10 protein-coding genes are annotated in these 15,100 nt (G+C 35.3%); 2 read left to right on the forward strand and 8 right to left on the reverse strand.

From position 1 onward, the window contains the following. The first annotated feature begins 134 nt into the window (after positions 1–134). Positions 135–2,450, forward strand: coding sequence for an FdhF/YdeP family oxidoreductase (locus tag ACEN25_RS02110; RefSeq protein WP_441801431.1), 2,316 nt, complete (start codon positions 135–137; stop codon positions 2,448–2,450). Positions 2,451–2,558: 108 nt separating this feature from the next. Here the strand turns inward: ACEN25_RS02110 and ACEN25_RS02115 are convergent, their stop codons facing one another. From ACEN25_RS02115 to ACEN25_RS02140, 6 genes are all read right to left on the reverse strand, one after another. Further along, complete coding sequence (locus ACEN25_RS02115) at positions 2,559–2,975, reverse strand: response regulator (protein WP_441801432.1); 417 nt, start codon at positions 2,973–2,975, stop codon at positions 2,559–2,561. Between the two features lie 2 nt (positions 2,976–2,977). Next, a complete protein-coding gene (locus ACEN25_RS02120; RefSeq protein ID WP_441801433.1) occupies positions 2,978–6,388 on the reverse strand; it encodes a PAS domain-containing sensor histidine kinase in 3,411 nt (1,136 codons plus the stop codon). Between the two features lie 367 nt (positions 6,389–6,755). Continuing rightward, a complete protein-coding gene (locus tag ACEN25_RS02125) occupies positions 6,756–8,030 on the reverse strand; it encodes a serine hydrolase (RefSeq protein WP_441801434.1) in 1,275 nt (424 codons plus the stop codon). 78 nt (positions 8,031–8,108) lie between these two features. Continuing rightward, entirely contained in the window at positions 8,109–11,015 is a 2,907-nt protein-coding gene (locus ACEN25_RS02130; protein ID WP_441801435.1) for a PEP/pyruvate-binding domain-containing protein, read from the reverse strand. Between the two features lie 179 nt (positions 11,016–11,194). After that, positions 11,195–11,836, reverse strand: coding sequence for a hypothetical protein (locus tag ACEN25_RS02135; RefSeq protein ID WP_441801436.1), 642 nt, complete (start codon positions 11,834–11,836; stop codon positions 11,195–11,197). Between the two features lie 6 nt (positions 11,837–11,842). Then, positions 11,843–12,337, reverse strand: a complete 495-nt coding sequence (locus ACEN25_RS02140) for an RNA polymerase sigma factor (protein WP_028375453.1) — start codon at positions 12,335–12,337, stop codon at positions 11,843–11,845. Between the two features lie 122 nt (positions 12,338–12,459). Between ACEN25_RS02140 and ACEN25_RS02145 the strand changes: the two genes are divergently transcribed. After that, the gene (locus ACEN25_RS02145; protein WP_441801437.1) at positions 12,460–13,755 is read left to right on the forward strand and encodes an NAD(P)/FAD-dependent oxidoreductase; all 1,296 of its coding nucleotides are present in this window, start codon (positions 12,460–12,462) and stop codon (positions 13,753–13,755) included. Positions 13,756–13,786: 31 nt separating this feature from the next. On the opposite strand, the gene ACEN25_RS02150 is transcribed toward ACEN25_RS02145, so the two are convergent. Further along, positions 13,787–14,620, reverse strand: a complete 834-nt coding sequence (locus tag ACEN25_RS02150) for an alpha/beta hydrolase (RefSeq protein ID WP_441801438.1) — start codon at positions 14,618–14,620, stop codon at positions 13,787–13,789. A gap of 317 nt (positions 14,621–14,937) precedes the next feature. Further along, a complete protein-coding gene (locus tag ACEN25_RS02155; RefSeq protein ID WP_441801439.1) occupies positions 14,938–15,087 on the reverse strand; it encodes a hypothetical protein in 150 nt (49 codons plus the stop codon). Positions 15,088–15,100 lie beyond the last annotated feature (13 nt).

Consider the following 15,100-nt stretch of genomic DNA (forward strand, 5'->3'; position numbering starts at 1 on the left):
GTTTAAATTGAACAGGCAAAGTATCTGTGTTACGGTAATGCCACATTTTTTGCACTTCAGTAGTTTATATAAAAGATCTCAAGTGAATTAGCTTTAGATTGCTATTGCCACATTAATTAAAAAAATCAATAAAAATGTCTCAGTCTTTTAAACGCAACGTGTCTTTAACGGGTGCAGAAGAGTTTACCAATATTAAATTAGGAGAACCTGTACGCGATGCGGCGGGTATGTTAGGAGTTAAAGAAGCACTTAAACATGGCTTTAAAGAAATGGGTGTTTTACGCTCTATGGGTGCATTATTAAAGATGAACCAGAAAGACGGTTTTGATTGTCCCAGTTGTGCCTGGCCAGATCCCGAACAGCGATCTCCTGTTGCAGAATATTGTGAAAACGGAGCCAAAGCACTGGCAGACGAGGCGACTACAGATAAAATAGGTGCAGATATGTTTAAAAAATGGTCTGTTGAAGAGTTGTCGCATTTATCAGATTATGAACTCAATAAATTTGGTCGTCTCGTAGAACCATTGGTTTTAAGACCAGGAAGTTTACATTATGAGTCCATTAGTTGGGATGCTGCATATGCGCTTATTGCTGAAGAATTGAAAAAGCTTAATGACCCTAACGAAGCCATATTTTATACATCAGGGAGATCTAGTAATGAAGCTGCATTTTTATATGGAACCTTTGCACGTGCGTTTGGCACTAATAATATGCCAGATTGCTCAAATATGTGTCACGAGTCTAGTGGTGTTGCCTTAGGTGAAACTCTTGGCATAGGAAAAGGCTCAACGGTTCTTGAAGATTTATATGAGGCTGAAGTTATAATTATAGCAGGGCAGAACCCGGGTACAAATCACCCCAGAATGATGTCTGCACTAGAGAAGTGCAAAAATAACGGTGGAAAAATTATTAGTATCAATCCACTGGAGGAATCTGGATTGGTAAATTTTAAAAATCCGCAGCATTTAAGCGGTGTTATAGGGAGTGGTGTAGCTATGGCAGATGTGCATTTACCGGTAAACATCAATCAGGATATTCCGCTTATAAAATTGATTCTAAAGAAACTCGCAATATTAGATTCAGTAGATAAAACTGTTTTTGATCACGTGTTTATTGAAAAATATACCAGTGGTTATGACGCACTTATTGCAGATTTAATGTCTTACGATGAAAAAGATTTACTATCGAGAACCGGCGTAGATGAGTCTGCAATTAATAAAACTGTGGCGTTATTGCGCCATTCTACAAAAATTATTGTGTGTTGGGCAATGGGACTTACGCAGCATAAAAACGGTGTAGAAAACATACGCGAGTTTGTAAATCTGTTGCTTTTAAAAGGAGCATTAGGCAAACCGGGTGCAGGTACCTGTCCTGTACGTGGTCATAGTAATGTACAGGGTGATCGTAGTGTAGGAATTCAGCATTTTGTAGATAAAGATATGAATGCCCGTATTGAGAAGTATATGCACTTTACACCACCAGCAGAGCAGGGGCTTGATGTTGTAGAGTCTATGCAGGCAATGCACGATGGTAAAGCAAAAGCTTTTTTCTGTCTGGGAGGAAACTTTCTAATGGCTGCCTCTGACACAAAATATACCGCCGAAGCTTTACAGAACTGCGATCTTACCGTACAAATAAGTACTAAACTAAATCGAACACATTTGGTTACCGGTAAAACAGGTCTTATACTACCCACGTTGGGAAGGTCTGAAAAAGATGAACAAAATGGCCAGCGCCGATATTTTACGGTAGAAAATAGTATGGGTAAAATAAGTCAGTCTAAAGGGATATTGAAACCGGCTTCAGACAATGTGCGTTCAGAACCACAGATAATTGCTGAGATGGCAGATGCTTATTTTGATTCACATCCCTTAGACTGGAAGCTAATGGGGGAGGATTATGAGATTATTAGAAACTATATAGATCTTGTTGCAAAAGGTTTTGAAAAAACAGCAGAGCAATCTAAAGGTCACGGCTATTACTTGCCAAATAACGTACGTAATCTTGATTTTAGCATGTTGCCCGGTGGTAAAGCCCAGATAACGGTTAATAAATTACCTGAGCATACGCTTGAAGCAGATGAATTTATGATGATGACTATACGATCGCACGACCAGTTTAATACTACTATTTATGGTTTGGATGATAGATATCGGGGAGTTTATAATGAACGGAGAGTAGTCTTTATGAATCCGAAAGACATGGAATTAAAAGGATTAAAAAAGTTAGATGTTGTAGATCTAACCAGTACCTATGATGGTATAGTACGAGAAGCACATAAATTTTTGATGATACCTTATAATATTCCGCAGGGTAACGTCGCTGCTTATTTTCCTGAAACGAATATGCTGGTGCCCTATAATCACTTTGCAGAGCGCAGCAATACGCCTATAAGTAAATCTGTGAGAGTACGCATTTATAAGCGGGAAGTAGAGCCAATGGTTAGCTAAGTCTTCTTGTTCTATTTCAAAATGTAAAAACAAAAAACCATTGATAAATCAATGGTTTTTTTAATTCCTTAATTTATTAGAAACAGAGTTTAATTTCTTTTTTACCTATTATAATTTACCGTGTTCTTCTAAATCTTTAATGATACTGGTTAATTCACCGGGTCGTATAGGTTTTATGATGTAGTCTGAAATTTCACAAAGACCTTTAGCACGCTCTATATCTACAGGATCTACCGAAGAAGAAACCATATAAATGATAATTTTTTTACTCACTTCTGGCTTTATTTTTATGTACTCTTCCATAAACTGAAAGCCATCCATAATAGGCATATTAACATCTAGAAATATAACATCTGGAAGTTCTTTTTGTTTATTGAGGTTGCTTATCATGAAATCGATCGCCTCTTCACCGTCTGAAAATGAGATGATTTTCTTAGATAAATTTAGTGTCTCAAGAGTCTTGATCATTGTGAATTGATAAATGTCATCATCATCAACAATACATATATTAAATGGATCTCTCATATTTAATTAAAATTGATCGTAAAGGTTGAGCCTTCATTCACTTTGCTTTTTGCGGTAATTGTACCTCCCATTGCTTCAACCTGAATTTTAGTCATAAACAAGCCAACTCCCTTAGCATCGGGATGTCTGTGAAATACTTTATTTAAGCCAAATAATTTGTTGCCATTCCGTATTAAATCTATTCCTAAACCATTGTCTTTAAAACTCAAGATAATCTTTTTATCTATAATTTCTGACTTGATAAAAATTTCGGGTGTTTTGTCATTGGATCTATACTTAATGGCGTTACTAACTAAATTAAGAAAAATACTTTCTAAATAAACAGTATTGTAAGTAATTGTTGAAACCTGTGAGAAGTCTGTGATGATTACGAAACCCGATTCTAAGATCTCACCACTAAGAATTTCCTGAGTTTTATGCATAACTTCAGAAAACGAAACTAGCTCTAAATCTTGAGCTGAGTCACTTTTTGTTCGTAACGCTTCAATTAGCGTATTTAAGGTTAACGTAAGGTGATGAATAACTTTTTCAAATTTTTGAAATAAAATTGCCTTTTCTTCTTCACTTTCAGATGTATTATAAAATTCTAATAGCGAGTTTAAATTGCTTACAGGGGCTCTTAAATTATGAGATGTAATATGTACAAAATCTGCGAGCTGAGTATTTTGCGCAGTAAGTTTATTGGCCAAAACTTCGAGGTTTTCTTTAGCCTCTAAAATTTTACGTGATGCTAATTTTTGAGTCGTAATATCCCGAATTGCTGCAGAAACAAGAAGACCTTCTTCAGTTTGTAGTGGACTCAAACTTATTTGAATAGGAATTTCTTTTCCTTCTTTATTTACTCCAAATAAATCTTTACCACTTCCTACACCAAAAGCTTTTACTTTAGGCTTAGCAAAAAAACCATCCCGTAAACTTATATGTGCATTGTTGCCGGTAAAGTGCTGGGGTATAAGTATTTCTACAGGTTTATCGTATAACTCTTCCTGTGTATATTTAAACAGCTTTTCTGCCTGTTTATTTATAAGTTGTATGCGTCCCTTTTCATTAACAATAACCATTGCATCAGGAGCAGACTCTAACAGGCCTCTAAATTTATTCTCTGCCATTTTAGGAGCCGTAATATCCTGACATGTCCCTACCATTTCTGTAACATTACCTTGATGATTTGCAGCGATTACTCCTAAAAGTTGAATTATTTTTATTGTGCCATCATTCAAAATAATGCGATGTATTACCTTATTAAAGGCGAGACCACTTAAAGATTCAGAAATCTTTAGATCTACATTTGCTCGATCATCGGGGTGTATAAAATCTAAATATGTTTTAATTTCTAAATCTGTAGATCTATCTACATTAAAGATTTTATACATATTTTTTGACCACTTCAATTTATTGGTTTTCAAATCCCACTGCCAGTTACCCATTAGTGTGATTTCTTCGGCGAAGTTTAAGAGCTGATTGTTTCGTAATAATTCATTTTCAGCTAATTTTTGAGCAGTAATATCCCGTATTGCGGCAGATACCAGAAGACCTTCTTCAGTCTTAAGGGGACCTAAACTTATCTGTATAGGAATTTCTTTACCCGCCTTATTAACCCCAAATAATTCTTTATCATTACCCATACCAAAAGCTTTTACTTTTGGCTTAGCAAAAAAACTATCTCGCAATCCTATATGAGCATTATTGCCGGTAAAACGTTTTGGAATTAAAATTTCTACAGGTTTGTCAAAAATTTCATCAAGAGTATAGCCAAAAAGTTTTTCTGCCTGTTTATTTATAAGTTGAATGCAACCTTTTTCATTTACAATTACCATCGCATCGGGAGCAGATTCTAAAAGGCCTCTAAATTTATTTTCGGCCATTTTTTGCTCTGTTACATCCTGACAGGTACCTATCATTTCTGTAACTATTCCTTTTTCATTTTTAAAAACTTTACCTATAAGTTGTATTGTTTTTGTTTTACCATTTGTTTTAATTCGATGATTAAAATTCTCAAATCCATTATTATTAATTGCGTTCTGAAAATTAGTGGTGACAAGAACTTTATCATCAGGATGTACAAAATTAAGATAGGTATCAAATTTTAAATTTGAAGTGGTATTATCTATTTCAAATATATTAAACAAATTATTAGACCATTTTATCCTATCATTTACAATATCCCATTGCCAGTGTCCTATTTTAGTAATCTCTTCTGCAAAGTTTAATAACTGGTTTTTTCTTATTAATTCGTTTTGAGCTTTTTTTCGTTCTGTGATATCAGAGGATATTCCAAGAAAACCTATTCGTTCTCCGTTATCATTGGTAATTGCTGTAACCGTTAATTCAACAGGTAAGGTTGCGCCATTTTTTCTACGATAAGTCCATTCACGAGTACCTGTAAAATTTAAATTATTTAATAGGTTAGTTGAGTCCTGTTGAAGCATAGAATTATCAGGCAATTCGCTCAAATTCTTTTGAAAGCTATCAATCTCGTCTTTAAGATGAAAAATTACAGGAGAATGAATGCCTATAACTTCTAATGCCGAATAACCTAATAACTCTTCAGCTCCTTTATTAAAGTGATTAATTATCCCATTATTGTCTGTAGAAATAATAGCAACAGAGCCTGAATTTAAAATTGCATTCATTTCAACATTAGCTTTATTTAAAGCCAATTGCGATACTTTCATTTTATTTATATCCTGAAACATTCCTGCCAGGCGTACGCATTTACCATCTACCATTTCGGGCTGACCTATAGAGCGTGCCCATATTGTTTTTCCTGTTGCTGTCTCAATTTCTACTTCTAAATCAAAGGGAATACCATCTTCAACAGCCTCTTTCATGGCTTTTAATATGAGGTCTCTATTTTTTCCTTCTTTATAAAATTTTATATTAGTCTCTACTTCAGGAATGAAGTCATCAGAAACTTCATGAATTTCATATACTACCTTACTCCAATAAACTGCATTAGTAATGAGATTAACTTCCCAAATTCCTATACGAGCAATCTCATTTGTATTCTCTAATATTTTTTCAATTTTCTTTCGTTCTTCATCATTATTCTTTATATGAGTAATATCGCCGGTGTGCATGATTAAACCGCCAATCTCATTTTCAGAAATATACCAGGGGCGCACATCCCAATAAATCCATTGCACTGTGCCGTCTGCTCGAATAAAAGGAGCTTCATCACAAATATCAATAGCACCATTAAGGCACTTTTGATGATTGGCTTTCCAGTCGTCGCCTATTTCAGGAAAAAGGTCATAATGAGAACGACCAATAATTTGCCTGCCTTCCATTTTATAATCTGCTACCCATTTCTTAGAGACAGATAAGTAACACATATTTTTATCAAGCATTGCAATAGCAATTGGGGCTTGCTCAATAAAGATTTTATTATAGGATTCTCTATTTTCTGACATTTTGTTTTTGCTAACTTTCTTAACCTACAAGTGGTTTAAAATAACTTATTTGCTAGCTGCTAATTATCAATTGTGTATGTTCACAAAAATAACTTAAAATTTAAAACAAGGTTATTTAAACGAATTTTTAAAATAATGTATATCTGTCACGTAAATCTTTACATAATGGTGTATAAATAATTAAATATTACAAGTATAAAGCGCTTAAAATAGTGCTATTATTTCGTTACGGTATGAAAATATAACTTATAAAATAGGTATAGGGCGTACTTATGATTTAATTCTTATTTGGGTCTAAGTTTATAATCAAAAAAGTCCCTTCAAATTTAATTGAAGGGACTTTTTAAATATCAAAATAGGATACACCTTACTGGCCTGCAGCTGCAATCTCTTCTTCTATTGCTTTGTCAATTCTTCCGGCGAGGTACATGTGATCTGAGGCTGAATTTTTACGTAATACATTCGTCATTAAGCACACGATATATTTAGAACCATTATCAGGATGCTCTACAATAATTACGGAATTCATATAGTTAAAAACATTACCGGCGTAGTCTCCGCAAGCTCCTTTAGAGCGATCACATTTATAAAAACTTCCACTTTTAAAATATACTGCAGCAGAGTCGAGCGTTTTTGATTGGGCATACCTAATACGACGTTCTGTCTGATACATAATGCGCTTCATTTCTAAGCTAGAAAGTGAATCTATGGCTTTCCCCTGTTCAATATTTATAAGAAATTTCATTAGACCTTTAGGAGAACCGGTACTACCACCTTGTCTGCTTACATAACGTTCTGCACCATTTGTAAAGAAACCTCCTAAACGCCACTCATCTTCACTAATTCCCATATCACGTAAGGGTTGATTTACAACTTCAAAAGCTAGATCTGAAATCTCTTTACGACTTGTATCTTTAAACCACTGCATCGCTTCTTCATCGGTAAGGTCAAAGTATTTTTCTCCGAAAACTTTAAGTAATAAAGCTTCGCGATACACAACACTCGCAGCACCATTATTGCTTACTGCGACCATATGATCTATCCACTCGTACAGACTAAAAACATCATCTTCACGAGCCGTTCTGCGCGTTAATTTATCTTGCTCGATGTCGTAAAGCGGAATGGTATGATGATCATATACTGCAAACGGCCCGCCTTTAACACGCTTATGTTTTAAAAGACTCTCACGAGCACCCCAGTCATCAGGGCATAGTTTTTCTAATTGATCAAACATTGCTAGAAGTATCGCAAGTTTTCCTACACTTCCCGGTTGATAACCTCGTGTTTCATTACGGGCGGCATATTTTAGATTAGTCGTGTCTGTCATATCTAATACCGAAATAGAATAACTGGCATCAAGACCATAAAACAGGCTTGATATTTTTTTCTGCAATGCAGGATCTTCAGTCATATAGGTGATAGCACTTTTTTTTTTTGTGGTTAATCGCAATTTTATATCAGCTGTAGATAGATAAGCACCTGCTGGAATACGAGTGTACTTCACACTGTCACGTACAATTTTTTGTAGATATGCCAGGCGATCTATCCCGGTACGCTCATACCCATCAATAGGATAGAAGGAAGGTACTGTAAAGGCGAGTACCAGAGCGAGTACCGGTAATAAAAGGAGTAATTTTTTCATAATTAACTTTTAAAATAGTTATGGGTATTTATTTCTTCACTCAAATTTGCTTTTTAGCAAATTAGCGAAGCATTAAATTTATAATTGGGTGTCTAGATCTATAAACGCTTCTTCATTTGTTTTAGGCGATATCGAATCAAGATACCCGTTGCTTAAGGCATTTTTATTTTCTACAAAAGGACGTATCTGAAACAGCCACAATTTATTATCCTGAAATCCTAATTCTACATCATAAGCCCCTACATAATCTGAACCCGTTTCCTGCGGAATTTTCGAACGAATCTCGTTAGCAACTTCACGCAAACTTTCAATATTTTGAGAATTGAGTATAGGGTTTTCAAACGTAGTCATATACTTTTTTGTAGCTCCGGATGATGGTAATCGTATATAATCGGGTTGACGCGCAGGAGCAAGAAGGCGATTGTCTTTGTCAGTAACTAAACGGGTTTCTGCCGCCTGGCCATCTACTGCACCACCGGCACCACGACTAAACGCCACCGTTAAATCTTTATCAACACCTTCATTAATTCCTTTAGTGATCATTACACCAGAATAATCAACATCTACACTGGGTATTACTAATATAGACGGAAATACATTCTCAGGATTTGATAAATAAACCTGTCTCCATTTAAAACTACGTTCGGTATAGGGTGAAGCCCAGACTGATTTTATTCCGTCTAGAATCTTTTGTTCTTCAACCACATTAAACAACGTCAGGTTTAAGCCCGCTCCGGTAAACTCTTTAAGATCTTCCATATTAGTATCGCTACGTAAAAACACCGGAGTTTGACCTATAGGTTTACCAAAGTTCGTTACAAATGAGTTTCGCAATTCGGTGATAAAAGAGGGTTTCAATTTCATTTCTGCAATAGCGGTGCGTAGCGTTGCCAATTGTTTTAGCTGAAAAGCTTCAACCTGACTTTCTGAAGTGCCTGAAGCTCGTTGTTTTTCTGCGGAAGCAAACATATCGGTAAGAAACTCCCAGTAGCTTACACTTTGACCCGGCATTGGCAAATTCATATGATCTCTAAAAATCCCAAATGGAATTACCAGACCTTCAACCACATGCTCAGGAAACATTTTTTTAAGTTCTCCTAAATTTGCTGCTTTTGGTCCTGCTAACTTTCCGCTTGCAGAAGCGTCAATGTCGCGCATATTAAGTATATTCTTGAGATCAAGTCTAATTTTTTCAACAGGCACGGCAATTTTAGTTTGCTTACGCTCTTCTTGGGAGAAAAGTTGTTTTTCTTCCTTAGACATATCTTCAGCAAGTTTTAAAATCACAGTTCCTTTATTAGAAACGGCATAAAAAACTTCTTTACCATTAAATTCTTGCAATGCCTCTAGATTAGAATCTATAAGTGCTGCGTTAGGAATACCCAGATTACGTGCAAGTAATTGTACGTGTGAAACCAGATTTCCTTCATCTACAGTGGCAATACCTGCAACCGGTTTAAGATCTGATGGTGGTCTTTTAAAAATGTATATTTTTTTACTAGAAACTTCTACAGCATCCGGGTTACCGGGTACAACGACAAGTTCGCCCATTGCATAACCGGGATTTAAACCGTGAATAGCGCTTTGGTTTTCAATGCGCATCACTTTGTTCTCCAGATTATATTTTTGAGAGACTAAATCTCCCAATTCGCTTACTGCTTTACCTAAAGGTAGCGCCACAGAAGAACGCACGCGATCGTCTATAAAACCTGCTGCCAGTGGCTCAAACGCGGTATATTTTTCTACATCACTATCATAGGTTGCTTTTACCATGGCGGCGCTCCACTGTACGACATTGCGGCTTGTGTTAAGCATCGTATTCAATTCAGCCAGTGAAACATTTGTATATTTTATGGGCGCTAAGGTTGCGGCAATTTCTTCCCATTCCCACACTTCAGTTAGGCCTGTTCCCGCAGTTGCATAAGATAAATGATATACTTTGTCTAGTAGACCACGTAAATCTTTAGGCTCCCAGGATGGCGCTTTCTTAAGAAGCATTTCTTCTAATTTTAAAGAAATGTCTAATATGGTTAGGCGGTCTTCTGGTCTTTTAATTTGAGTAATTTGCGTACGTATATTGCACAATAAATCACTTATTTCAGGAATTATTTTTTCTGCAGGAGTATCGTTTGTTATTGTTGTAGTAAATTGTAACAATTGCTTCTTTACTTCGGGCTCACTTTTTAAGCTCGAGATTTGATTTTTTAAACTCTGTAAATTGATAGGAGCATAGTACTCATTAAGTGTAACAAGCAAATTATCAAACTCTGTGTTAATCTTAGGTGTTAGCTGATCTTGATATTTTTGCTGAAATTGTTGAACTAATGCAATATCACTTACATCTGGCTGGCCGTGTATTTTTACACGAGCATCCATAAACTTGGGAAACAACTCTGCGATAACTTTAGATTCACTACGCATACGCTGTGCGATATTATCATCGCCTGAGTGTGGTATATCTTTTAAAGATTGGCGTATGAGATAATAGTTAGCTTCAACAGCATCATCCTGCTTTAATAAATTTTTATAAAAATCTATTCCCCAGGCTTCTTCATCTTCAGATTGTATGGCACCGCGATAGTATTGAGCTCTTTGTAAAATCCACCCATCATCAACACTTTGTAAATATTTACCCAGTTGATATTGTTTTAAACGGCTGTGATTATTTGAAGCATCCCAAAACTTTTTAGGGTCTGCGGCTGCGAGAATTTCAGCAAAATACAATTGATTGCGTTCTGCTAGATTTTTTGTAATTTCTTTATAACTGGCGTGCTGCACCCCATCTACACCATCTGGACATGGGTCTTTAGGTTCGCGCATTGTACCATCTTCACAGAACCAGCGTATACGCAAATAAGGACCTCTGGCGTCATTTTTAAATTCATTAATAGTTTTCTCTATACTGGCGGTAGAATATTCTTGTGCGCTTGTTGTAATTGCTGTTAATAGCGACAAAACAAGAGCAAAACGTAAGATTTTTTGCATAAAAGGTTGTTTCACACAAAAATAGGGGTTATAGGTGTTAATTAACCCTTAAAAAAAGACTATGATTTACTTAAATTATAATTCTTTTTAAGAATAATAGAGTTCTAAGATTGTATTAATCTTAAACAACAAATCCCACCAGAAACTGGTAGGATTTGTAATTCTAAAAGAAAATCTATTTAATTGCGCAACTCTAGTTTATTCAATTCTTTATAGTTACGGTGTAACCTACGTAATAAAATACCATATAGTAATTTATAGAACAACCAGAATAAACCTATTATTAGTAAAAACATACCCATAAAAGTAAGTATAAAACTTAATGGTAATGTCTGAGTACCATCTTCACCTTGTACATAAATTTCTTGAATTTTTGGGCTATATATTGCAGAGGCGACGAAGACAATTACGCCTATGATAAAAGCCATTACCAGATTATAGATTACATAATAATTTACAGTTTTGCGTACTTTTAAAATACGCTGCATCAGTTTGCTTGTATTCTCGGTGGTTTGTACTTCTTTATAGTTTTTGTAAAATACGTAGATGAAATAAATTAAAATACAATAATGAACGAGTGTTGCTATTATTTCAAATTCATACAGATGCAACTCTTTAAGTGAGTTTAAGCTTTTAGTATTAATCGTAAACGCATTAATTACGGTCCAAAATAGGAATTCAATTATTGAGATATATAAAATCCACTTCATAATAGAAGAAGATCGTTTATGAATCATTTTATAAATAGATTCTATATTCACTTTAGGAAGGTCGGCCTCCTGCCGTTTCCAGTCTTGTTTTAAAAATTCAAGTTCGTCCATCTGCTGCTACACATTTAATAAGTCTTTCAACTTGCCTTTTACACGATTCATTTTAACCCTTGCATTTACTTCGGTAATACCTAAAGTTTCTGAAATCTCGCTGTAGGGTTTATCTTCGAGATATAAAAAAACCAGCGCTTTATCTATATCGCTAAGCTGGCGTATTGCTGAATACATAAGTTTTAATTGTTCTTCTACGGTATTATCATATTCTGTACTCGCAATCTTAAACATAACACTGTCATAATCCTGTGTACGTACACTACGTTTTGATTTACGATAAAGAGTTATTGAGGTATTGAGTCCCACCCGGTACATCCAGGTACTAAATTTTGAGTCTCCTCTAAATTTAGGGTACGCCTTAAATAATTGTATTGTAATCTCCTGAAACAAATCGTTGTGTGACTCCTGATCGTGCGTATATAATCTACAGATTTTATGTACGATGTTTTGGTTTGCTTCAAGCTGGGTTACAAATTCTTTTTCAAGTTTTGGATCCAAAAGCTAATTGTTAGTTGCCTATTTGTATTGATAGCGGGTAATATGTTACAACTAAAGCTAAATAAATAATAAAGATTAAACGGTTTAGCATCTGTTAAGTAACTTTACTAAAACTAGCAACTATGAATATTCCTAAAACTCAGGAACCACGTATAGTAATTATAGGCGGAGGTTTTGGAGGGATTAATCTTATAAAAAAACTCAAGAAAACAAAATACCAGGTAGTTTTACTTGACAAGCGAAATTTTCACACCTTTCAACCGCTTTTGTATCAGGTTTCTACATCGGGTCTGGAGCCCGAATCTATTGCATATCCCTTACGTAAACTTATACGCAATCAAAAAAATATGCATTTCCGCCTTGCGGAAGTAAATCATATAGATACCACTCTTAAAAAAATACGTACAGATATAGGTGATTTAAGTTATGATCATCTGGTAATTGCCACGGGAACGCGTACAAATTTCTTCGGAAATAAAACTATTGAAGACAATGCAATCTGGATGAAAAGCCTTCCGCAGGCATTAAACATACGCAGTTTAATGTTTGAAAATCTGGAGCGTGCAAATCGTACTGAAGATCCCGTAAAACGTAAAGAATTATTACGTTTTGTGATTGCAGGAGCAGGACCTACAGGTGTTGAATTGAGTGGAGCCTTAGCAGAATTGCGCTCTAATGTATTACAGGCAGATTATCCTGATATGGATGTAAGTGAGATTGAAATACATCTTATTGAAGGTGCAAACCGAGTGTTACCACCGTTTAGCGAATACTCATCAAAGAAAGCGCATAAGTTTCTTGAGAATATGGGCGTTACTATTCATTTAGAAACATTTGTAGCTAATTATGAAAATAATCGGGTAACTACTAAAGGTGATTTAATTTTAGACACAGCAACATTTATCTGGTCTGCCGGGGTTACAGGTGCTTCTATTTCCGGTTTTGAGGAAACTGCATTACTGCCTAAACTGAATCGATATAAGGTTGACCGTTATAATAAAATCGCAGGATTTGAAGATATTTATGCAATAGGAGATATCGCGCTTATGGAAACTGAGGCTTTCCCTAAAGGGCACCCGCAAGTGGCACAGCCTGCAATTCAACAAGGTAAAAATTTAGGCGAAAATTTCAAAAATATGCTGAAGAATAAGGAGTTAAAACCCTTCAGTTATTTTGATAAAGGGTCTATGGCAACTATAGGTCGTAATAAAGCCGTTGTAGATATAGGTAAAATACATTTTGGAGGCTTCTTCGCCTGGTTTATCTGGATGTTTATTCACTTATGGTTTTTAGTAGGTTTTAGAAACCGTGTAGTGACCTTTTTTAATTGGACGTACAGCTACATCAACTTTGACAAGGCTGCACGCTTAATCATAAGACCGTTTAAACAGAATAAAATTATTGCGGAAGAAGATTAGACTCCAATCTATTTCAGAGTAATTGCATATTTTATTTAATACCCTCTGTAAATTCTTTAATTTCTTTAAAACGCGTACTTAAAGGCCAGAAAAACTGAGTCACCATAGGTACGTGTTTTTTATTTAGCGTAATGAGTTTAGCCTGCGGCTGAAATTCTAGAAGTTTTTGATGAAAAAGATCATTGTAATAATATAAAGAAGGGATGGTCTTAGTTCCTAAATAGGTTAAAATAGGAGGGGTATTCTCATCGAGAAAATAATAAGGCGAAGCATTACGCCATTCTTCAGGATCTTTGGTCCAGGTCACGTCATAGTAATCTTCACTGGTAGGTGAATTTTCCTGTAGATATTTAAACTGATCGAGCGCAGCGGCATCGTCAAAAATAAGGCCCTTTACAAGTGAATCATCATTTAAGTATTTGGGATTCATAGTCGCTAAAGCGATTAAATGACCTCCGGCAGAATGTCCCATTAGAAAGATGCGATCTGGATTACCCCCATAGTTAGCAATATTTTCTTTCGTCCATAAAATAGCTTCGGTAATTTGTTGGGTCATTGTGTCGTAGTTAGCAAAAGGACTCAGGGTATAACCGGGAATTACGGTTACGTAGTCGTTTTTGGCAAAATTACGACCTAATACAGAATAGGTATTTTTTGAACCGCTATTCCAGTTGCCCCCGTGTACAAAAATTAGTACGACGTGCTGCTGTGTTGAATCTTTAGGCTGAAAAATATTAAGGGTAGGTTCTTCAGTTGAAGCTGAATATTCAGACTTTAAATAATTTATGTCAGTATGTTTTACTGAAGAACAACTGGTAACAAAAACTGCGACTACAAGTGATGCGGCTAATCGAATCGATTTCATATTTAGAAGGTAAAATTCTTTAAAGTTCAAATTACGTAATTAACCGAATAGATTCAGCCAGTTTTAACTCCTGTTAACTTTCAAAAATTTAGATCGGTTTAAAATAAATTAATATAGCGCTTTCAGGTTTTTAAAGTAATTATCTAAGTCTTTAAAATCAACTTTGCAGACTATTTTAAGTCTATAATTTAACATGCTGAATTTTAATTTATTATATCGCTATTTTACTATTTATAAGGCTCAGAAATTCAGCTTAATTTTTAACTATAATTTTAACGCTTATGCATTAATATTTATGAAAAAGGGATTGAAATTCGTTATACATTAGTGGTATTAATTACGATTACAATGGCAACAAATAAGTCATCTAAAAAGGCTGCTCCAGCTAAACAGGCTACTAAGCCTGCTGCTGTAAAGCCGGTGAAGACTGCTTCTAAAAAGAAGTAATCTTTAATATCTAAGGGCATCCAGGATGCAGCC

It is taken from the genome of Leeuwenhoekiella sp. W20_SRS_FM14, assembly GCF_052119605.1.
Lineage (GTDB): Bacteria > Bacteroidota > Bacteroidia > Flavobacteriales > Flavobacteriaceae > Leeuwenhoekiella.